We start from the raw sequence: 21,208 nt of genomic DNA, 5'->3' as shown, positions 1-21,208 counted from the left end.
TCGGGGCCCCGGAGCAGGGGCCGGGCGGGATGGGGACGTTACCCATGGCAGAGAAGCAACCCAATGAGAAGCTGACCACGTGGTTCGCCCGCAGCGGCTGGTCCAAGGGGGAGTTGGCCCGCCAGGTCAACCGCCGGGCCCGCCAGATCGGCGCCCATCACGTCTCCACCGACACCTCCCGGGTGCGCCGCTGGCTGGACGGCGAGCAGCCCCGCGAGCCGATCCCGAAGATCATGTCGGAGCTGTTCTCGGAGCGCTTCGGTTCGGTGGTCTCCATCGAGGACCTCGGGTTGCGGGCCGCCGTCCCGGTCTCCACCGTCGGCGGGGGCGTCGACCTGCCGTGGAGCGCGCCGCAGACCGTCCAGCTGATCAGCGACTACTCGCGCAGCGACCTGATGCTCAACCGGCGCGGCTTCCTGGGCACCTCGCTCGCCCTGACGGCCGGCGCCGCGCTGATCGAGCCGATGCAGCGCTGGCTCGCCCCCGGCCCGACCGGCGCGCCCACCCCGATCCTGGCCGCGGCCAACGGCGGCGAGGCGTTCACCGGCCGGCTCTCCGAGCCCGAGCTGGAACTGCTGGAGCAGACCACGGTCATGTTCCGGCAGTGGGACGCGCAGAACGGCGGCGGCCTGCGCCGCAAGGCCGTCGTCGGCCAGCTCCACGAGGTCACCGACCTGCTCCAGGAGACCTACCCCGAGGCGACCACCAGGCGGCTGTTCCGGCTCACCGCCGAGCTGGCCCACCTGGCCGGCTGGATGTCGTACGACGTGGGCATGCACCCGAGCGCGCAGAAGTACTACGTGCTGGCGCTGCACGCGGCCAAGGAGGCCGGAGACCGCCCGTTCGGCGCACTGATCCTCACCGACATGAGCCGCCAGATGATCCACCTGAACCGGGGCGAGGACGCCCTGGAGCTCATCCACCTGGCCCAGTACGGCAGCCGGGACACCGCCACCCCGCGCCAGCAGTCGCTGCTCTACGCGATGGAGGCGCGCGCCTACGCCACCATCGGCGAGGTCAACCGCTGCGCCCGGGCGGTCCGGCTGGCCGAGGACACCTTCACCGACATCCGCGAGAGCGACGGCGACCCGGACTGGCTGAAGTTCTTCTCGCCGGCCGAGCTGAACGCCGAGAACGCGCACTCCTTCCGCGACCTCGCCTACCACTCCGACAACGCCGCGCTGTACGCCTCGATGTCGGCCCCGGTGATGGAGCGCGCGGTGGACCTCTTCCGCCAGGACGGCGACCACGTCCGCTCCTACGCCTTCAACCTGATCGGTATGGCCAGCGTCCACCTTCTGCAGAACGAGGCGGAGCAGGCCGCGGTGATGGCCGAGCAGGCGGTGGACATCGCCGGCAAGGTCCGCTCGGAGCGGCTGAACTCCCGGGTGCGCAAGACCACCGAGTCCGCCGCGGCCCGGTTCAAGGGCGTGGACGCGGTGAACCGGCTCCAGGAGCGGGTGGTCCAGGACATCCCGGAGTACGTCTCGGTGGTCTGATCCCGGCCCTCCCGGATTCCCCTCCGGTCCGGCCCTCCCTTCTCCGACCCCGCCGACCGTGCCGGCCGCCGCCGCCACGGTCGGTGGCCGTTTCCGGCGGGCTCCCCGTGCCGGCCGGCTGCCGCCACGGTCGGTGGCCGACACCGCACTCCGTGTGCCGGGCGGCGGAACGGTAGCCCATCCGGCGCCTCGGCGTGGCCGTGGTTCACGCAGGTGTAACCCCGCCGTCGCCGCCGTCACGGCCGTGAAACAACCGGCCGCATCGGCGGAAACCAGCCTTCGGCACTCTCCTTCTCATCGCCGACACCCCGGGTGGCACGGGACAGGTAACCCGGGTGTGGAGCGGCTTCCATTCATGAGGAGACGCCGATGCCGGACGGCTTCAGCGCGGGCGATACCGCCTTCGTGCTCATTTGTGCGGCCCTGGTCATGGTGATGACCCCGGGCCTGGCCTTCTTCTACGGAGGCATGGTCAGGGCGAAGAGCACGCTCAACATGCTGGCGATGAGCTTCCTCTCGCTGGGCATCGTCAGCGTGCTCTGGGTCCTCTACGGGTACTCGCTCAGCTTCGGGCCCGACTCGGGCGCCGGCCTGATCGGGAACCTGGACTACCTGGGGATGCGCGGCATCGGCCTGGACGACCTCTCCGGGACGATCCCGGTGACCGCGTTCTCCGCCTTCCAGCTGATGTTCGCGATCATCACGCCGGCGCTGATCAGCGGCGCCATCGCGGACCGGGCCAAGTTCACCGCCTGGGGCCTGTTCATCGCGCTCTGGGTGACCGTCGTGTACTTCCCGGTGGCGCACTGGGTCTTCTTCTTCGACGGCGGGAACGGCGGCTGGCTCGGCGACCGCAACGGCGTGATCGACTTCGCCGGCGGCACCGCCGTGCACATCAACGCGGGCGTGGCGGGCCTGGCACTCTGCCTGGTCCTCGGCAAGCGGATCGGCTTCAAGAAGGACCCGATGCGCCCGCACAGCCTGCCGCTGGTGATGCTCGGCTCCGGGCTGCTCTGGTTCGGCTGGTTCGGCTTCAACGCCGGCTCGGCGCTGGCCGCCAACGGCGTCGCCGCGATGGCACTGGTCAACACCCAGGTCGCCACGGGGGCCGCACTGGTCGGCTGGCTGATCTACGAGAAGCTGCGGCACGGCGCGTTCACGACGCTGGGCGCCGCCTCCGGCGCGGTGGCCGGTCTGGTCGCGATCACCCCGGCCTGCGGCTCGGTCAGCCCGCTCGGCGCGGTGGCGATCGGCCTGATCGCGGGCGCCGTCTGCGCCGCGGCGATCAGCCTCAAGTACCGCTTCGGCTTCGACGACTCGCTCGACGTGGTCGGCGTGCACGCGGTCGGCGGCGCGATCGGCTCGCTCCTGGTCGGCCTCTTCGCCACCGGCACCGTCGGCCAGACCGCCAAGGGCCTGTTCTACGGCGGCGGCCTGGAGCAGCTCGGCAAGCAGGCGATGGGCGTGGCCGTGGTCGCCGTCTACTCCTTCGTGCTCTCCTGGCTGCTCGCCAAGGCGATCGACCTGACGGTCGGCTTCCGGGTCGCCGAGGAGGTCGAGCTGGCCGGCATCGACCAGGCCGAGCACGCCGAGTCCGCGTACGACTTCAGCGCGGTGGGCGCCGGTCTGGCCCGCACCGTCGTGGCCCCGACCGCTTCCGCAACCGCCGCCGAGCCCGCCGCCGTTGCCGGCAGCGCGGCGAAGGGCGCCGCGAAGAGCACGGCGACCAGCACCGCGAAGAACACCGAGAAGACCGAGGTCGACGCCTGATGAAGCTCATCACCGCAGTCATCAAGCCGCACCGTCTGGACGACGTGAAGGCCGCCCTGCAGGCCTTCGGGGTGCACGGCCTGACCGTGACCGAGGCCAGCGGCTACGGCCGCCAGCGCGGCCACACGGAGGTCTACCGGGGCGCGGAGTACACCGTGGACCTGGTGCCCAAGGTGAGAATCGAGGTCCTGGTCGAGGACGACGACGCCGATCAGCTGATCGACGTACTGGTGAAGGCGGCCAGGACCGGCAAGATCGGCGACGGCAAGGTCTGGAGCGTCCCGGTCGACACGGCCGTCCGGGTGCGGACCGGTGAGCGCGGCCCCGACGCCCTCTAGCGGCCCGAGGCCCTCCCTCTAGCATTCAGCTCGATCGACCCGCAGGCGGGCCTGCGACCACCCCGTGGTCGCAGGTCCGCTGACGGCGTATCAGTGCCGATCGATCAACCGTACGACGACGGACGGGGACTCCGCATGGCCACCGAAACCGACCCGCCCCTCCTGCCCGCCGACGGACCGGGCGCGTCGCCCGGTCGCCGGCCGGACCGCGAGGAGCTCCCCGACTACGGCGCCGCCCGGGCCCGGCTGCTGGAACGGCCCGACCTCACCGGGAGCGCCCGTCGCACCGCCCTGGCCGCGCTCACCGACGACTGGCTGGCGGGCCTGCTCGCCGCGGCCGGCGCCCCGGCCGGCGTGGCCCTGGTCGCGGTCGGCGGCTACGGGCGCGGCGAGCTCTCCCCGCGCAGCGACCTCGACGTCCTGCTGCTGCACGACGGCCCGCTCGACCCGGAGCTGCCCGAGCGGATCTGGTACCCGGTCTGGGACTCCGGCGCCGCGCTCGACCACGCGGTGCGCACCCCCGCCGAGGCCCGCGCGGTCGCCGCCGCCGACCTCAAGGCGCAGCTGGGCCTGCTGGACGCCCGGCACGTCGCCGGCGACCCGGCGCTCACCGCCGGGCTGCGCTCCGCCGTTCTGGCCGACTGGCGGGCCGGCGCCGCCGACCGCCTGCCGGGGCTGCGCGAGCTCGGCCGGGAACGGGCCGAGCGCCACGGCGAACTGTCCTTCCTGCTGGAGCCGGACCTCAAGGAGGCCCGCGGCGGCCTGCGGGACGTCGTCGCGCTCGACGCGGTCGCCGCCACCTGGCTGGCGGACGCCCCGCGCGACGGCCTGGACGCCGCCGCGCTGCGGCTCGCCGACGTCCGGGACGCGCTGCACCTGGCCACCGGCCGGGCCACCGAGCGGCTCAGCCTCCAGGACCAGGACCAGGTCGCCGAGCGGCTCGGCGTGCTGGACGCCGACACCCTGCTGCGCCAGGTCTACGAGGCCGCCCGCACCATCGCCTACGCGAGCGACGTCACCTGGCGGGCGGTGGACCGGGTGCTGGCGGCCCGATCCGGCCGCGGCCGCCGGATGTCCCGGCTCGCCTTCCCGTTCACCGGAGCCGGGCGCGGCGCCGGGGCGGTCGCCCGGGGCGCGGTCGAGCGCCGCCCGCTCGCGGAGGGCGTCGTCGAGCAGGACGGCGAGGCGGTGCTGGCCCAGGGTGCCCGGCCGGCCGCCGACCCGGTGCTGCCGCTGCGCGCCGCGGCGGCCGCGGCCCAGAACGGGCTGACCGTCTCCTACGCGACCGTGCGCCGGCTGGCCGCCGAGTGCCGCCCGCTGCCGGTGCCCTGGCCGGACGAGGCGCGCGAGCAGCTGGTCACCCTGCTCGGCGCGGGCGAGGCATGCCTGCCGGTCTGGGAGGCGCTGGAGGCGGAGGGGCTGATCACCCGGCTCCTGCCGGACTGGGAGCGGGTCCGCTGCCGGCCGCAGCGCAACGCGGTGCACCGCTGGACGGTGGACCGGCACCTGGTGGAGACGGCGGTGCGGGCCGCCGCGATGACCCGCCGGGTGGCCCGGCCGGACCTGCTGCTGGTGGCCGCTCTGCTGCACGACATCGGCAAGGGCTGGCCCGGCGACCACAGCGAGGCCGGCGAGGTGATCGTCCGCGACGTCGCGGTCCGGATGGGCTTCGACCGGGAGTCGGTGGAGACGCTGGCGATGCTGGTCCGCCACCACCTGACCCTGGTGGACACCGCGACCCGGCGGGACCCGGACGACCCGGCCACCGTGGAGGCGATCACCAAGGTGGTGGCCACCCTGCCGCAACTGGAGCTGCTGCACGCGCTGACCGAGGCCGACGCCACCGCGACCGGTCCGGCCGCGTGGAGCCGCTGGCGGGCCTCGCTGGTGGACGGGCTGACCGCCCGCGCCGCCGCCCGGCTGGCCGGCGGCCACCCCCTGCCGGCCTCCGGCACCGGCCGTCAGGAGGAGCCGACCGCGGAGCAGGAGCGGTTGGCGGTGGAGGCCGCCCGAACCGGCGGGCCGGCGCTCTCGCTGCTGGCCCAGGCCGAGACGTCGGCCCGGGCGGAGGCCCCGGGCCGGGCCGGGGAGGGCACGGCGGGGCCGGGCGCGGGGGAGGAGGGGCCGGAGCCGATGGGTGTCCGGCTGACCCTCGCCGTCCCCGACCGGCCGGGTCTGCTCGGGACCGTCGCCGGGGTGCTGGCGCTGCATCGGCTGACCGTCCGCTCGGCCGGCCTGCGCGAGCTGGACCCGATCGGCGCCGGTCCGGTCCTGCTGCTGTCCTGGACGGTGGCCGCCGAGTTCGGTGAGCTGCCGGAGGCGGCCCGGCTCCGGGCCGACCTGCGCCGGGCGCTGGAGGGCTCGCTGGACGTGGCGCGCCGGCTCGCCGAGCGCGACGCGGCCGCCCCGCTCCGCCGCGGCATCCCCACCCCGCCGCCGCTGGTCGCGGTGGCCCCGGCGGTGGCCTCGGCCACCGCGACCGTGCTGGAGGTGCGCGCCCACGACGCGCCGGGCCTGCTGCACCGGATCGGACGGGCACTGGACGGGGCCGGCGTCCGGGTCCGGACCGCGCACGTCAGCACCCTCGGGGCGGACGCCGTCGACTCCTTCTACCTGACCGACGACGCGGGCCGCCCGCTCAGCCCGCAGCGGGCCGGGGAGGTGGCGGCGGCGGTGCGGGCGGCGCTGGGCTGAGCCCGGGGCGTGCCGGGGCGCCCGGCTCCTCCCCGGGCGTCGCCGAGTACCTCCCCGCCGTCGGCGGGGAGGCGTGCACGGGTCGTGCGGGGGCCGTGGCGGGGCGTCCACCCGGGGGTGGAGACCGTTCCCGGGGCGGCCGGATACCCTTGGGGGCGACGACCGTACCGATACCGATGCCGCAGAGGACCCGCGACGACGTGTTCGACACCCTTTCCGATCGCCTCGCAGCGACGTTCAAGAACCTCCGGGGCAAGGGCCGCCTCAGCGAGGCGGACATCGACGCCACCACCCGCGAGATCCGCATCGCGCTGCTGGAGGCGGACGTCGCGCTGCCGGTCGTGCGGGCCTTCATCAAGCAGGTCAAGGAGCGCGCCCTCGGTTCCGAGGTCTCCGGCGCGCTGAACCCGGCCCAGCAGATCGTCAAGATCGTCAACGAGGAGCTCATCGCCATCCTCGGTGGCGAGACCCGCCGGGTGAAGTTCGCCAAGAACGGCCCGACGGTGATCATGCTCGCCGGTCTCCAGGGCGCCGGTAAGACCACCCTCGCGGGCAAGCTCGGCCACTGGCTGAAGAAGCAGAAGCACACCCCGCTGCTGGTCGCCTGCGACCTCCAGCGCCCCAACGCCGTCAACCAGCTGCAGGTCGTCGCCGAGCGCGCGGGCGTGGCCTTCTACGGCCCGCAGCCGGGCAACGGCGTCGGCGATCCGGTGCAGGTCGCCCGCGACTCGATCGAGTACGCGAAGCAGAAGCAGTACGACGTCGTCATCGTCGACACCGCCGGCCGCCTCGGCATCGACGCCGAGCTGATGCAGCAGGCCGCCGACATCCGGGCCGCGGTGAACCCGGACGAGGTCCTGTTCGTCGTCGACGCGATGATCGGCCAGGACGCTGTCACCACCGCCCAGGCCTTCCTCGACGGCGTCGACTTCACCGGTGTGGTGCTCTCCAAGCTCGACGGCGACGCCCGCGGTGGTGCCGCGCTGTCGGTCGCGCACGTCACCGGCCGGCAGATCATGTTCGCCTCCAACGGCGAGAAGGTCGACGACTTCGACGCCTTCCACCCCGACCGGATGGCCTCCCGCATCCTCGGCATGGGCGACGTGCTCTCGCTGATCGAGAAGGCCGAGCAGACCTTCTCGCAGGCCGAGGCCGAGAAGATCGCCTCCAAGCTGCAGGGCGGCGGCAAGGACTTCACGCTCGACGACTTCCTGGCCCAGCTGGAACAGGTCCGGAAGATGGGCTCGATCTCCAAGCTGCTGGGCATGCTGCCCGGCATGGGTCAGATCCGCGAGCAGATCAACAACATCGACGACAAGGACGTCGACCGGGTCGGCGCCATCATCAAGTCGATGACCCCTGCCGAGCGGACCGACCCGAAGATCATCAACGGCTCGCGCCGGCTGCGCATCGCCAAGGGTTCCGGCGTCCAGGTCGGCGAGGTCAACAACCTGGTCGAGCGGTTCTTCGACGCCCGCAAGATGATGTCCGCGATGGCCTCCGGCAAGGGCATCCCGGGCATGCCGGGCATCCCCGGCATGGGCGGCGGCTCGAAGAAGTCCGCCAAGAAGGCCCCGGTGGCCAAGGGCAAGCGCAAGAGCGGCAACCCGCTGAAGCGGGCGCAGGAGGAGGCCGCGGCCGCCGAGCGCCGCGCCCTCGGTGCCGGCCAGGGTCCGGCCCAGGACGGCGGCGCCTTCGGTCTCGGCGCGGGCAAGGGCCCGGCCGACTTCGAGCTCCCCAAGGAGTTCAAGGACCTGCTGTAGGCCCGAGACCCGTGGATCCCGGGCCGGCAGGTCGGGCCACGCTGCGGGTCCCCACTCCACGCGCGCGGCCCGCCGCCCGGTTCCCCGGGCGGCGGGCCGTTCGCATGTCCGATGATGGTGGGGTGAGAGTGACGATCAGGGCCCCGCGGGCCGGGGACGAGGCGGCTTACTCCGAGGCGGTCCGGCGGTCCGCCGAACACATCGGTCAGTGGAACCCGGTCGAGCCGGACGGACTCCCGGACCTCCTGGAGCGACAGGGGGCGGGCCTGCGAACGTTCCTGATCATCGATCAGGAGACCGCTGGGATCGTCGGCAAGGTGAACGTCGCCAACATCGTGATGGGCCGGTTCTGCAACGCATCGCTCGGCTACGACTCCTACCTGCCGTTCGCCGGCACCGGCCGGATGACCGAGGGCGTCCGCCTGGTGGTCGACCGCTGCTTCGCCGCGCAGACCGCCGGGGGGCTGGGGCTGCACCGGCTGGAGATCAACGTCCAGCCGGAGAACGAGCGTTCGATCGGGCTCGTGAAGCGGCTGGGTTTCCGGCACGAGGGGTTCACGCCCCGGATGCTGTTCCTGGGGGGCGCCTGGCGGGACCACGAACGGTTCGCGCTGACCGCGGAGGAGTGGCCGGGCGCGGGGGCGTAGCCGGGCGCGGCGTGGCCGGGCCGGCGCGAGCGGGCCGGTACGGGTGTGGCGGCCGGGTCGGTGCGGGCGTCGCCCCGGTGAGGTCCGCTCCTCCGCGGTCAGCTCCTCCGCGGTCAGCGCGGCTGCTCGGCGATCAGGTACCGGAAGACGTTCTCCATCCGCACCGAGCCGTCCGGGCGCAGGTACGGATGCAGCGCCTCCTCCAGCTCCTTCGCCACCAGCGAGAGCCCGGAGAACTCCGCCGCGGCGTCGTACAGGCCGGTGGAGAGCAGCCCGCGCACCGCGCTGTCGAGGTCCGGGTAGGCGAACGGGCAGCCCACCCGGCCGCTGCCGGCGGGTCGCAGGCCGGCGGGGGCGAGCAGGTCCTCCAGGGCGCCGGGCGTGCTCAGCCCGAACGGGTCGCGCGCGGTGGTCCGCCCGGCCATCCGCCGCGCCACGTCCAGCACGGCCGCGCTCTCGCACCGCTCCGGCGGCCCCCACGCGGCCAGCACCACGTGCCCGCCGCGGAGCGTCAGCCGGGCCGCCTCGGCGACCACCCGCCCCGGTTCGGCGGCCCCCGGCAGCTGCTCGAAAACAGTGACCAGCGAATGGGCCGAGCGGGGGACGCCCGGCGCCGGCCGGACGCCCGCGCCGACCTTCAGTCGCCGGCCCCGGGCCAGCGCGCGCAGCTCGTCCTGCGGCTCCAGGCCGGCGACCTGTGCACCCCGTTCGGCGGCCAGCAGCAGGGCCAGGCCGGACCGGCACCCCAGGCCCAGGACACTGGTCGCCGGGCCGACCTCCAGCCGGTCGTAGACCGCCTCGTACAGCGGTACCAGCATGCGTTCCTGGATCTCCGCCCAGTCGCGCGCCCGCTCGGGCCACGCGGTCGCGGGCAGCGGGTCGTGTGGTCGTGCGCCCGCGGGTCGTACGGTCGTGCCGGTCGTCCGAGCTGAAGCCATCGAGGCCTCCCATCCGGTCCTTCGGTGTGCTGCTACGGCTCCCCCAAAGTCCCGCCCCACTCCAGCGAACAGCGGCTCGGGCGCGGCGTCCAGAGGGGTGCAGGGTGGTGCGCGCGTGTCGCGGTCGTGCGCCCCCTGGCGGGAGGCCGTCCGGCGGCCCCCGCGGGCATCCGATTCGAAGTCAGGGCCCCGCTCCCCGTACCATTCGCCCCATGGCAAAGGCACCCGTTCTCACCCCCCAGGCGGACGACTTCCCGCGCTGGTACCAGGACCTCATCAACAAGGCCGAGCTGGCCGACAACGGTCCGGTGCGCGGCACCATGGTCATCCGACCGTACGGCTACGGCCTGTGGGAGCGGATGCAGCAGGAGATGGACGCGCGGATCAAGAAGGCCGGCGCGCAGAACGCGTACTTCCCGATGTTCATCCCGCAGTCCTACCTGACCAAGGAGGCCGAGCACGTCGAGGGCTTCGCCCCCGAGCTCGCGGTGGTCACCCACGGCGGCGGCAAGCAGCTGGAGGAGCCGGTCGTCGTCCGGCCCACCTCCGAGACGATCATCAACGAGTACTTCTCCAAGTGGGTGCAGAGCCACCGCGACCTGCCCCTGCTGATCAACCAGTGGGCCAACGTGGTCCGCTGGGAGCTGCGCCCGCGCGTCTTCCTGCGCACCACCGAGTTCCTCTGGCAGGAGGGCCACACCGCCCACGCCACCTACGAGGACGCCCGTGACTACGCGTCGATGATCCACACCCAGGTCTACGGCGACTTCATGACGAACGTGCTCGGCATCGACGTCGTGCTCGGCCGCAAGACCGCCAAGGAGCGCTTCGCCGGCGCCATCAACACCCTCACCCTGGAGGGCATGATGGGTGACGGCAAGGCGCTGCAGATGGGCACCAGCCACGAGCTGGGCCAGAACTTCGCCAGGGCGTTCAACACCACGTACCAGCTCCAGGGCGCCGAGCGCGAGTACGTCTGGCAGACCTCCTGGGGCGTCTCGACCCGCATGGTCGGCGGTCTGATCATGTCCCACGGCGACGACAACGGCCTGCGCGTCCCGCCGCGCCTGGCCGCCGTCCAGGCCGTCGTCCTCGCCATCAAGGGCGACGACGCGGTGATCGCCAAGGTCCGCGAGATCGGTGCCCAGCTGGAGGCCGTCGGCATCCGGGTGGTCGTCGACGACCGCACCGACACCCCGTTCGGCCGCCGGGCGGTCGACTGGGAGCTCAAGGGCGTGCCGCTGCGCATCGAGGTCGGTCCGCGCGACCTGGAGAACGGCACCGCGATGCTCGCCCGCCGGATCCCCGGCGGCAAGGAGCCGGTCTCGATCGACGCCCTGGCCGCGCTCCTCCCGGGCGTCCTGGAGGAGGACCAGGCGCTGCTGCTGCGCCAGTCCCGCGAGCGCCGCGAGGCCCGTACCGTCGACGTGAAGACCATCGACGAGGCCATCGAGGCCGCGGCCACCGGCTGGGGCCGGATCTCCTGGGCCGAGCTGGGCCCGGAGGGCGAGGCCAAGCTGGCCGAGCAGGGCGTCTCGGTGCGGTGCATCGTGGCCGCCGACGGCTCGGTGCCGCAGACGGACGACCAGGAGGGCAACATCGCCATCGTGGCGCGCGCGTACTGACGCGCGGGGATCCACCGGCCCGGACGCCCCTGCCGCCGCCCTGTGCGGCGGGGGCGTCCGGTCGCGTTCCGGGCCCTTGCGCGCGGCGCGGGGCCGTCCGGGCGGCCTTCCGCGGCCCTCCGGGTGCATCGGGATGCATCGGGCGCTTGCGGGGCGCGCCGGGGCCGCCGGGCCGTATCGTGGCGCGCCGGCGCGGGTTTCGGGGGCCGTCCGGGCCGTCCGGGGCTCCGGTGCGGGTTGGGGGCCGCCGAGGCCTCGGTCGGTTGTTCCCGCGGCTTCCGCAAGTGCTCGGGAGGGGGGCCCACGGGTGCGTTCAGGGGCTTCCGGGGCGCTTTTGAGCGCTTTCGGCCGTGTCACAGTGCTGTCCCGGCGGCGTCTCCGGGGTGTCGTACCGGTGTCGCAAACGGACCGGTACTGGCGAGTATGGACAGGCAACGACATCGGCCGTCCGGAATTCGGCTCGTAACCGTCCAGGCGTCGTCTCGCATGGCGGCATACCTACTGGCCGGTCAACTGCCGGTATTAACGGAATAGCGGTACGGTGTACGGCCCGTGGCCCTGTCAACTCGACAGGATCATGGGTCGTACGTACGTCCTGGGAGCGACAGCCCGTTCCCGGACGGAAATGACGAGGCTCGCCGAGTTGCGACGGGCCCAAACCGGCAGGGGGTTGGTCTTGCGTCAGATCCGGAACGCGCGAATTGCACGCGCTCGTACATTCCTGAGAGTTTCCTGGGAATTCCCGGAGATCGGGAACGCGCGGAACATCGGCTCTCACTCCATCGTTGGTCTAGCGTGAGCACGACACAGCCCCTCGTCCTCGCGGCCGAACTGGCCGCCGCCTGGAGCGACATCCAGGCCTTCCATCAGGACCTCCCCGACCTCGCCTCGCCCGAGGCGCTGATCGGCGAGTCCTCCTCGGCCTGTGGCACCCGGCTCGGCTTCGAGCGGCTCCTCCACGAGGCCGCCCATGGTCTGGCCGCGGCCCGGGACATCCGGGACACCTCGCGGGCCGGCCGCTACCACAACCGGCGCTTCCTGCTCCTCGCCTCCGAGCTGGGCCTGGCCCACCCGGTCGAACCGCACGCCAGCAGCGGCTTCTCCCAGGTGACCATGCTCAAGGAGACGCGGGAGCGGTACGCGGAGACCATCGAACGCCTGGACCGGGCCCTCGGTGCCCACCAGGAGGCGGTGGCCGGTGACGGTGCCACTCGCGCCTTCCGCGGCCCGGCGGCCCGACACGGCTCCTCCGGGGGCGGCGTCCGGGTCAAGGCGGTGTGCGGCTGCGGGCGCAACGTCCGCGTCGTTCCCTCGGTGCTCGCGCAGGCGTCCATCGTCTGCGGCGCGTGCCAGCAGCCCTTCAAGATCGCCTGACGGCGGAACCAGCAGTACCGGCAGTACCAGCAGTACCGGCCGACGGCTGTGCGGGCAGCGGTGCGGTCGGAACGGCCGCCGGTGGTGACCGGCGGTGTCGACCGTCGGTTTCGGCCGGCGCGGATCGACTTCGGATGGTGTGGACGGACGGTGCGGGCGGCAGGTCTGCCGCGCGTGCCGGGACGCGGAGGACGCGGAGGACGCGCCGGGCGTGTTCGGGCTGACCGGGAGCGGGGGCTCCCGGTCGGACCTGCGAAGGTCCGGTGAAGCCTGTCGCCGCCGATATGGCAGAATGGACAGCTGAGTACTCGGCAGCCGAGCAGGACCCCTCTCTCCTACGGCTGGCGTGTCCCCTGAACGGTCCGCCCCGCAACCCCACGCGACGGCGAGGCTGCTCACCCACGTCAACACCAGGAGATTCCACTCCCGTGGCAGTCAAGATCAAGCTCAAGCGTCTCGGCAAGATTCGCTCCCCGCACTACCGCATCGTCGTCGCCGACGCCCGCACCAAGCGTGACGGCCGCGCGATCGAGGAGATCGGCATCTACCAGCCGACCTACAACCCCTCGAAGATCGAGGTCGACAGCGACCGCGCCCAGTACTGGCTGTCCGTCGGCGCCCAGCCGACCGAGCCGGTGCTCGCCATCCTCAAGCTGACCGGCGACTGGCAGAAGTTCAAGGGCCTGCCGGCTCCGGAGCCGCTGAAGGTCGCCGAGCCGAAGGTCGAGGACTTCTCGCACCTGTTCGCGAAGGCCGTCGCCGGCTTCGAGGACGCCACCACCGGTGTCGCCATCACCCCGAAGGCCAAGAAGTCGGACAAGGCCGAGGCTGAGGCCGACGCCGCCGCCGAGGCCTGATCGTGATCGAGGACGCCCTCGACCACCTGGTGAAGGGCATCGTCGAGCACCCCGACGAGGTGCAGGTGCGTTCGCGCAACCTGCGTCGGGGTAACACCATCGAGGTGCGGGTGCACCCCGATGATCTCGGCAAGGTGATCGGCCGGGGCGGCCGCACGGCGCGCGCACTGCGCACCGTGGTCGGCGCCCTCGGCGGTCGCAACGTCCGGGTCGACCTGGTCGACGTGGACAGCATTCGCTGACGCCGCTGCTCGTTCAGCCGTCAGGGCTTGAGGCCGACCGGGACGCATGCGTCCCGGTCGGCCTTCTCCGTTCTGCGCCGTTCGTGCACCCTTCCGAAGGGCGCCGCCGGCGCGGCGGGCATTGCAGCGCCGCAGCGCCCGAGCAATGCAGCAGCACCGCAGCACCCCGGCACCGCTTTCCGCGGCCACGCACCACCGCACCCACGCACCACCGCACCCACAGCACCGATCCAGGAGAACGATCACCGTGCAGCTCGTCGTCGGCAAGATCGGCCGCGCCCACGGCATCAGGGGGGACGTCAGCGTCGAGGTCCGCACCGACGAGCCGGAGCTCCGGCTCGGCCCTGGTGCCGTCCTACTCACCGACCCCGTGTCGGCCGGGCCGCTGACCGTCGAGTCCGGCAAGGTGCACAGCGGCCGTCTGCTGCTGCGTTTCGCCGGCGTCAAGGACCGCAACGCCGCCGAGGCGCTGCGCGGCACCATCCTGATCGCCGAGGTCGACCCGGAGGAGCGCCCGGATGACCCGGAGGAGTACTACGACCACCAGCTGATCGGCCTGGACGTGGTGCTGCTCGACGGCACCCCGGTCGGCGAGCTGACCGAGGTCGTCCACCTGCCCTACCAGGACCTGCTGACGGTGAAGAAGCCGGACGGGACGGAGGTGCTGGTGCCGTTCGTCAGCCGCATCGTGCCGACCATCGACCTGGAGAACCAGCGCGCGGTGCTCGACCCGCCGCCCGGCCTGATCGACCCGGAGGAGGCCGAGGTCGCGCGTGGCGCGTCCGAGGGCTCGGGCGAGGCGGCGGGCGCGGAGGACGCCGAGGGCGTCGACGGCGCGGGGCCGGCGGAGGGCTCGACGGAGTCCGGGGCGGAGGAGCCGGCGTGAGCGCCATCGAAGCCTCGCCGGGCGCGGAGGGTCTGCCGGACACGGCGGGAGCGTCGGGCGCATCCGGCGCATCCGGCGCATCGGCCGTCCAGGACGGCATGCGGATAGACGTCGTCACGATCTTCCCCGAGTACCTGGAGCCGCTGAACATCTCGCTGGTCGGCAAGGCCCGCGCCCGCGGCCAGCTCGACGTGCACGTCCACGACCTGCGTGACTGGACGTACGACGTCCACCGGACGGTGGACGACAGCCCGTACGGCGGCGGCCCCGGCATGGTGATGAAGCCCGAGCCGTGGGGTGAGGCCCTGGACGCGGTGATCGGCAAGGGGCCGGCGGGTGAGGTGCCCACGCTCGTGGTGCCCACTCCCAGCGGTCGTCCGTTCACCCAGGAGCTGGCGCAGGAGCTCGCCGGCCGCCCGTGGCTGACGTTCACCCCCGCCCGCTACGAGGGCATCGACCGCCGGGTGATCGAGGAGGCCGCCACCCGGATGCCGGTGGTCGAGGCGTCGATCGGCGACTACGTGCTGGCCGGCGGTGAGGTCGCCGTTCTGGTGATGGTCGAGGCGATCGCCCGGCTGCTGCCCGGTGTGCTCGGCAACGCGGAGTCGCACCGCGACGACTCCTTCGCACCGGGGGCGATGGCCGACCTGCTGGAGGGGCCGGTCTACACGAAGCCCGCCGAGTGGCGCGGCCGGACGGTGCCGGACGTCCTGCTCAGCGGCAATCACGGCCGGATCGCCCGCTGGCGGCGCGAGCAGGCGTTCGCCCGTACCCTGGCGAACCGCCCCGACCTGGTCGCACGATGGCAGTACGGCGCCTTCGACAAGAAGGAGCGCGAGGCGCTCAGCATCCTCGGGCTGGCCTGGGACGAGGGCCTCGGCCGATTTCGGTCCGTGGCCGATGATGTGGAAGAATAGGCCGCTGCTGTCTGTCGCTGGGCCCCTCCCGTAGGGGTCACGTGGACCGGTGCCCCCGCCACGGGGGGATCACCGCCCTCCGATGCGGCCCGCAGCAGACCCCATTGTGACGAACTTCCGTGGGCGGCCCGTGGCGCCTGCGATGGAGAGCAACATGAGCAACAAGCTCGCTGCTGTCGACGCGGCCTCGCTGCGTAGCGACATCCCGGCCTTCCGCGCCGGTGACACCCTGAAGGTCCACGTCCGGGTCATCGAGGGCAACCGCTCCCGTGTCCAGGTCTTCCAGGGCGTCGTCATCCGCCGCCACGGCGCCGGTGTCGGCGAGACCTTCACCGTTCGCAAGGTCAGCTTCAACGTCGGCGTGGAGCGCACCTTCCCGGTGCACACCCCGGTCGTCGAGAAGATCGAGGTCGTGACCCGCGGTGCGGTTCGCCGCGCCAAGCTGTACTACCTGCGTGACCTCCGCGGCAAGGCCGCGAAGATCAAGGAGAAGCGCGACCGCTGATCCACCGTCTCCCGGCCTTGTCGGGGGATCGGATCGCTCTGGGGAGGGCGGCTGCCGCAAGGTAAGCTCAGCCTCCGATGAGCACGCACGAACCATCCGCGGACCGCGACGGCCGTCCCGCACCCATTGGTGCGGACTTGCCGCCGCGGTCCGCGGCTGTTTCCGGGGAGCTCGACAGGCCCGGAGCGGCCCGGCAGCCGGGTGCAGCCGGGGAGGTGGAGGAGACCGGCGAGGCGAGAGGGGCCGGGGATCCGGAGGCCGCCGGCGACTCCGGCGAGCCCGAAGAGCCGGAGGAGCCGGAAGCCGCCGAGGAGGAGCTCCGGTCACGGTGGCGCTCGCGTGATCTGCTGCTGCTCGCGGGTATCTGCCTGCTCACCCTGTTGCTGGTGAACGCCTTCGTGGCGAGGCCGTTCTCGGTGCCGTCCGCCTCGATGGAGAACAGCCTGCGCTCGGGCGACCGCCTGGTCGCGAACAAGCTCGCCTACGCCTTCGGGGGTCACCCCGAGCGCGGCGACGTCGTGGTCTTCGACGGGACGGGCTCCTTCCGGCGTGGACCGGCCAAGCCGACCGGCTTCGGGGACTCGCTGCGTGCGTTCGCCCAGAACCTGGGCCTGGCCCCGGCCGGCGACTCCGTGTACGTGAAGCGGGTCATCGGCGTCGGCGGCGACCGGGTGACCAGCACCGGTCCGGGCGGGCGGATCACCGTCAACGGCGTGCCGATCGACGAGTCCTCCTACCTGACGCCGGGGGACGAACCGTCGGACGTGGCATTCGACGTGGTCGTCCCGGCCGGAAAGCTCTTCGTGATGGGCGACCACCGGAGCGCCTCCCGCGATTCGCGTGACCACCTGGGCGAGCCCGGCGGAGGCTTCGTCCCGGAGGGCAGGGTGATCGGCCGGGCGGACTGGGTGGTCTACCCGATCGGCCACTGGGCCGGTGGCCTGGGCCGGTCGTCGGCGTTCGCAGCGGCAGGGGGGACCGGTGGCCATGGGGACCAGAGGTAGAGGACGTGTAGCCGACCGCCCCGCCGACCGCTCCGCGGCCCGGTCCACCGCCGGCCCCGCCGCCCGTCCGGCCGGACGGGCGGATGCCGCGGGACCGGCCGACGCGGAGGTGGCGATACCCGCCCGCGGCAGGGCCGATCGGCGCCGCACCGCGCGCCGGGCGGCGCGTCGCCGCAAGCGCTCGCTGCTGCGTGAGTTCCCGCTGATCGTCCTCGTCGCGCTGCTGGTGGCGCTGGTGATGAAGTCGTTTCTGGTGCAGGTCTTCGTGATCCCCTCCGGGTCGATGGAGCAGACCATCCAGATCGGGGACCGGGTGCTGGTGGACAAGTTCACCCCCTGGTTCGGTGCCGAGCCGGAGCGCGGCGACGTCGTGGTGTTCAAGGACCCGGGGGGCTGGCTGGAGTCCGATCACCAGCCCTCCGCGGACGGGCCGGTGCTGCGTGGGGCCAAGCAGGTCCTCACCTTCGTCGGGCTGCTGCCGTCCGACAGCGAGCAGGATCTGATCAAGCGTGTGATCGGCGTCGGTGGGGACACCGTGGAGTGCTGCGACGACCAGGGCCGCGTCAGTGTGAACGGCACCCCGATCGACGAGCCGTACCTGGCGGCGGGCAATCCGCCCTCCCGGCAGCCCTTCGAGGTGAAGGTCCCGCAGGGGCGGCTCTGGGTCATGGGCGACCACCGGGACGTGTCCGCCGACTCCCGCTTCCACATGGGGAATCCGGGGCAGGGCACGATCCCGCTGAGTGGTGTGGTCGGCCGAGCCTTCACGATCGTCTGGCCGGTGAGCCGGATCAATCAACTTGATGCGCCGAGTTCACTCTCCAAGCTGGCCAAGGCCCCGCAGGCCCGTGACGCTGCGCCGGATTCGCCGGGCGCGGGGCCGGTTCCGATGGAACCTCCGCTCGTTATGGGTGTGTTGGGCATCCTTCCGCTCGTCGGCCGTCGGCCGGGGCGGCGTCCGGCCTAGCCCCGCCCGGCCCGGCGGCCGGTCGGGCCGCGCGTGTGGGAGCGCGAGCCGGATGCCTGGGAGTGATAGAGAAGTCCTGATGCGGCCGGTACCCGACAACGGCCGCGTCCGAGGCTGTGCTGGTGTCAGGTGTCGCCCGGAGGGCAGCCCCTGGGGCGTTCACGGTCGGTGGTGGAAGTGTGGTGCCCGCTGTGCGGCACTGTGAGCGCGGGCGCGCGGGCGTCCGCACAGCAGGGAGGAGACGTTGTGGGGGATTTGGTGATCGGCGCCCGCTCAGGCGCCGGAGAGCCCGAGGGCTCCGGCGGCCGGGCGACCCGGTCCACGGGGTCCGCGGTGCCCTCGTCCGCCGAGGACGCGGCGGCCCAGTCCGCCGACGACCAGGGCAACGGCACGGGTGACGCCCCCGACGGCCTCCGCGACGAGAGCTCCTTGGAGGAGAGTCCGGAGAAGCCGGAGGACAAGGAGCGCAAGCCGCGCTCCTTCTGGAAGGAGCTGCCGATCCTGGTCGGCATCGCGCTCGTCCTCGCGCTCGTGATCAAGACCTTCTTCGTCCAGGCGTTCTCCATTCCGTCGGAGTCGATGCAGAACACGCTTCAGGTCGGCGATCGCGTGCTGGTGGACAAGCTCACGCCGTGGTTCGGTGCCGAGCCGGAACGCGGCGAGGTCGTGGTGTTCAAGGACCCGGGCGGCTGGCTCGCCGACGAACCCACCAAGCAGAGCGGCAACTCCTTCGTCCGCGGCGTCCAGGACGTGCTCAGCTTCGTCGGCCTGATGCCCTCCGACAACGAGAAGGACCTGATCAAGCGGGTCATCGCGGTCGGCGGGGACACCGTCGAGTGCGAGGGCGACGGTCCGGTCAAGGTCAACGGGATCGCGCTCAACGAGCCGTACGTCTACCCCGGCAACACGCCCTGCCAGATGAAGGACTTCGGCCCGGTGAAGGTGCCGGAAGGCCGGATCTGGGTGATGGGCGACCACCGCGGCGACTCGCTGGACTCCCGCTTCCACATGGACCAGCCGGGCGGCGGCACCGTCTCGGTGGACGACGTGATCGGCCGCGCGTTCGTGGTGGCCTGGCCGCTGAACCGCTGGGCGACGCTCCCGGTGCCGGAGACCTTCGACCAGAAGGGCCTCGCGGCGCGCGTGCCGCTGGTGCCGCCCGCAGCCGGTGCGGTCGGAGCCGTCGCCCTGCTCCCGGTGGTGCGCCGGCTGCGGGACCGCGCGGAGCGCCGGCAGCAGTCCTGACCCCAGCCAGGGCGCCCCGAGGTCTTGCGCGGGCCGTGGTACCGACGAGTAATCTGCTCGGACGTGCCACGGCCCGCCGGGTTCTCCACCTGTGGCCCCGGCGCGCCGTGAGCGTTTCCGGTTCGGTCGGGGTTGGACGGTGTCGATGAGCAGCAGTGTCGTGGAAGAGGCGGCCGAGCGCCCGGCCCCCGTCACGCGGCCCCGGCGCAGACCGGCGGCGGTCCTCCAGAGCGTACTGATCGGGCTCGGCCTGCTGCTCCTGGTCGGCGGCTTCGCCGTCATGGCCGTCGACTACCGGCCGTACGGCATTCCGACCGGCTCGATGTCCCCCACGCTGAAGTCCGGGGACACCGTGCTGGCGCGGGAGGTCGGGGGTTCGACCGTCGGCCGCGGGGACGTCGTGGTCTTCCGTGACCAGGCCTGGGGCGGCCAGCTCATGGTGAAGCGGGTCGTCGCCGTCGGCGGCGACACGGTGGCCACCACGGGCGACGGCGGACGGCTGACCGTCAACGGCAAGCCGGTGGAGGAGCCGTACCTGGCGTCGCAGGGCCCGCAGGGCAGCACTTTCAGCGTGGACGTGCCGCCCGGGCGGCTCTTCGTGCTCGGCGACAACCGACAGGGCTCGCTGGACTCCCGCGTCCACCTGGAGATCGACGGCGGCACCATCGCCGCGAGCGAGGTCGAGGCCCGGGTGGAGGCCACCGTCCTGCCGTTCGGCCGGACCGGTCTGTTCGCCCGCACCTCCGCCTTCGACGCGATCGGCGGCGCGAAGGCCGGGGAACCGGGACCGCTGGAGCCGGCCTTCTACGCCTGCGTTGCCGGTGGAGCGTTGATCGTGCTGATCTCCGCCGTGGGCGGCGTCGCTGGTCTGACCCGCCGGCTCCGGCGCCGCCGGGCGGCCTGACCACCGGCGCCACCACGGCGTGCGCGGTCCGCTCGTCCACGGACGAGGCCGCCGGGGCCGCCCCGCCCGCCCGCGCGGCTCTGGCGAACATCGCCCGCGACGGTCGCGCCGGGTGGCAGGATCGGGGGAGCCGCCGCGAGGACCGAGGGGAGGGGGGAGCGCCGCCATGGAGCCGAAACGACGCAGGGCCGCACGGATCCTGCTGCTGGACGGGCAGGACCGCATCCTGCTCTTCCGGGCCTCGGACCCGGCGGTGCCGGAGGTGACCTGGTGGTTCACCCCCGGCGGCGGCTTGGAACCCGGCGAGAGCGTCCGCGATGCGGCGGTGCGCGAGCTCGCGGAGGAGACCGGGCTGAGGGGCGTGGAGCTGGGGCCGGTGGTGGCGCACGGCACGGCTTCGTTCTCCTTTCGGGGACAGCGCTACGACCAGGAGCAGTGGTTCCACCTGGCGCGGACCGCGCAGACGGCGCTCGACCACTCCGGCATGGGGGCGGACGAGCACGCGGAGCTGCTCGCGGCGCGTTGGTGGACGATCGACGAGCTCAGGACCACTGCCGAGACGGTCTACCCGGTCGGATTGGCGGACTTCCTGGAACTCCTGGTGACCGAGGGGCCGCCGGTCACTCCGGTAAGGCTCTGAGGGCAGGTGCGGTGGTCCACAATGGGTGGACGTGACAAGTTGAGGGGACGCCTGGATGAGTGCCGAAGATCTCGAAAAGTACGAGACCGAGATGGAGCTCAAGCTCTACCGGGAGTACCGGGACGTCGTCGGCCTGTTCAAGTACGTGATCGAGACCGAGCGACGTTTCTACCTCACCAACGACTACGAGCTGCAGGTGCACTCGGTCCAGGGCGAGGTCTTCTTCGAGGTGTCGATGGCGGATGCGTGGGTCTGGGACATGTACCGGCCGGCCCGGTTCGTCCGCAAGGTCCGGGTGCTGACCTTCAAGGACGTGAACATCGAGGAGCTCGCGAAGAGCGATCTTGAGCTGCCCTCGGACGATTCCGGCTTCGGGAACTGACGTTGGACCCC

At 72.7% G+C, this 21,208-nt stretch carries 20 protein-coding genes; 19 read left to right on the top strand and 1 reads right to left on the bottom strand.

The window, feature by feature from the left end; genetic code table 11:
* Positions 1 to 44 precede the first annotated feature (44 nt).
* From nsdA to ACF9IK_RS12035, 6 genes are all read left to right on the top strand, one after another.
* A complete protein-coding gene (gene nsdA, locus ACF9IK_RS12060) occupies positions 45 to 1,499 on the top strand; it encodes a transcriptional repressor NsdA (RefSeq protein WP_395294226.1) in 1,455 nt (484 codons plus the stop codon).
* Positions 1,500 to 1,868: 369 nt separating this feature from the next.
* Entirely contained in the window at positions 1,869 to 3,269 is a 1,401-nt protein-coding gene (locus ACF9IK_RS12055) for an ammonium transporter (RefSeq protein ID WP_395294225.1), read from the top strand.
* The gene (locus ACF9IK_RS12050) at positions 3,269 to 3,607 is read left to right on the top strand and encodes a P-II family nitrogen regulator (RefSeq protein ID WP_313765677.1); all 339 of its coding nucleotides are present in this window, start codon (positions 3,269 to 3,271) and stop codon (positions 3,605 to 3,607) included. The genes ACF9IK_RS12055 and ACF9IK_RS12050 overlap by 1 nt, the downstream gene beginning before the upstream one ends.
* A gap of 135 nt (positions 3,608 to 3,742) precedes the next feature.
* Positions 3,743 to 6,301 carry a [protein-PII] uridylyltransferase gene (locus ACF9IK_RS12045; protein ID WP_395294224.1) on the top strand — a complete coding sequence of 853 codons (2,559 nt, stop codon included), beginning with the start codon at positions 3,743 to 3,745 and terminating at the stop codon, positions 6,299 to 6,301.
* Positions 6,302 to 6,501: 200 nt separating this feature from the next.
* Positions 6,502 to 8,064, top strand: coding sequence for a signal recognition particle protein (gene ffh, locus ACF9IK_RS12040; RefSeq protein WP_395298550.1), 1,563 nt, complete (start codon positions 6,502 to 6,504; stop codon positions 8,062 to 8,064).
* Between the two features lie 104 nt (positions 8,065 to 8,168).
* Entirely contained in the window at positions 8,169 to 8,711 is a 543-nt protein-coding gene (locus tag ACF9IK_RS12035; RefSeq protein WP_395294223.1) for a GNAT family N-acetyltransferase, read from the top strand.
* Between the two features lie 113 nt (positions 8,712 to 8,824).
* Here ACF9IK_RS12035 and ACF9IK_RS12030 read toward each other — a convergent pair whose 3' ends face one another.
* Positions 8,825 to 9,649, bottom strand: a complete 825-nt coding sequence (locus ACF9IK_RS12030) for a class I SAM-dependent methyltransferase (protein WP_395294222.1) — start codon at positions 9,647 to 9,649, stop codon at positions 8,825 to 8,827.
* A 212-nt stretch (positions 9,650 to 9,861) separates the two neighbouring features.
* Here ACF9IK_RS12030 and proS point away from each other — a divergent pair, with 212 nt between their 5' ends.
* The 13 genes from proS (at position 9,862) to ACF9IK_RS11965 (ending at position 21,197) form a co-directional block, all read left to right on the top strand.
* The gene (proS, locus tag ACF9IK_RS12025; RefSeq protein WP_395294221.1) at positions 9,862 to 11,274 is read left to right on the top strand and encodes a proline--tRNA ligase; all 1,413 of its coding nucleotides are present in this window, start codon (positions 9,862 to 9,864) and stop codon (positions 11,272 to 11,274) included.
* Between the two features lie 795 nt (positions 11,275 to 12,069).
* A complete protein-coding gene (locus ACF9IK_RS12020) occupies positions 12,070 to 12,648 on the top strand; it encodes a hypothetical protein (RefSeq protein ID WP_148642772.1) in 579 nt (192 codons plus the stop codon).
* A gap of 428 nt (positions 12,649 to 13,076) precedes the next feature.
* Complete coding sequence (rpsP, locus tag ACF9IK_RS12015; RefSeq protein WP_196946892.1) at positions 13,077 to 13,505, top strand: 30S ribosomal protein S16; 429 nt, start codon at positions 13,077 to 13,079, stop codon at positions 13,503 to 13,505.
* A 2-nt stretch (positions 13,506 to 13,507) separates the two neighbouring features.
* Positions 13,508 to 13,747 carry an RNA-binding protein gene (locus ACF9IK_RS12010; RefSeq protein ID WP_030306741.1) on the top strand — a complete coding sequence of 80 codons (240 nt, stop codon included), beginning with the start codon at positions 13,508 to 13,510 and terminating at the stop codon, positions 13,745 to 13,747.
* Positions 13,748 to 13,994: 247 nt separating this feature from the next.
* On the top strand, positions 13,995 to 14,633 hold the full coding sequence (gene rimM, locus ACF9IK_RS12005) for a ribosome maturation factor RimM (RefSeq protein WP_395294220.1): 639 nt from the start codon (positions 13,995 to 13,997) through the stop codon (positions 14,631 to 14,633).
* A 98-nt stretch (positions 14,634 to 14,731) separates the two neighbouring features.
* Complete coding sequence (trmD, locus tag ACF9IK_RS12000) at positions 14,732 to 15,550, top strand: tRNA (guanosine(37)-N1)-methyltransferase TrmD (protein WP_395298549.1); 819 nt, start codon at positions 14,732 to 14,734, stop codon at positions 15,548 to 15,550.
* Between the two features lie 154 nt (positions 15,551 to 15,704).
* On the top strand, positions 15,705 to 16,055 hold the full coding sequence (gene rplS, locus ACF9IK_RS11995; protein WP_063347674.1) for a 50S ribosomal protein L19: 351 nt from the start codon (positions 15,705 to 15,707) through the stop codon (positions 16,053 to 16,055).
* A gap of 215 nt (positions 16,056 to 16,270) precedes the next feature.
* Positions 16,271 to 17,059, top strand: a complete 789-nt coding sequence (gene lepB / locus ACF9IK_RS11990; protein WP_395294219.1) for a signal peptidase I — start codon at positions 16,271 to 16,273, stop codon at positions 17,057 to 17,059.
* 109 nt (positions 17,060 to 17,168) lie between these two features.
* Positions 17,169 to 18,026, top strand: a complete 858-nt coding sequence (gene lepB / locus ACF9IK_RS11985; protein ID WP_395294218.1) for a signal peptidase I — start codon at positions 17,169 to 17,171, stop codon at positions 18,024 to 18,026.
* Between the two features lie 246 nt (positions 18,027 to 18,272).
* Positions 18,273 to 19,271: a signal peptidase I gene (gene lepB / locus ACF9IK_RS11980; protein ID WP_395294217.1), complete on the top strand. Its 999-nt coding sequence runs from the start codon at positions 18,273 to 18,275 to the stop codon at positions 19,269 to 19,271.
* Between the two features lie 145 nt (positions 19,272 to 19,416).
* Positions 19,417 to 20,175, top strand: coding sequence for a signal peptidase I (gene lepB / locus ACF9IK_RS11975; protein WP_395294216.1), 759 nt, complete (start codon positions 19,417 to 19,419; stop codon positions 20,173 to 20,175).
* A 166-nt stretch (positions 20,176 to 20,341) separates the two neighbouring features.
* Positions 20,342 to 20,815, top strand: coding sequence for an NUDIX hydrolase (locus ACF9IK_RS11970; protein ID WP_395294215.1), 474 nt, complete (start codon positions 20,342 to 20,344; stop codon positions 20,813 to 20,815).
* Between the two features lie 55 nt (positions 20,816 to 20,870).
* On the top strand, positions 20,871 to 21,197 hold the full coding sequence (locus tag ACF9IK_RS11965) for a DUF2469 domain-containing protein (RefSeq protein WP_148642766.1): 327 nt from the start codon (positions 20,871 to 20,873) through the stop codon (positions 21,195 to 21,197).
* Positions 21,198 to 21,208 lie beyond the last annotated feature (11 nt).

The sequence above is a fragment of the Kitasatospora hibisci genome (genome assembly GCF_043950205.1).
Lineage (GTDB): Bacteria > Actinomycetota > Actinomycetes > Streptomycetales > Streptomycetaceae > Kitasatospora > Kitasatospora hibisci.
Note: the sequence above shows the minus strand (reverse complement) of the source record. Positions and strands in the feature narration are given on the sequence as shown.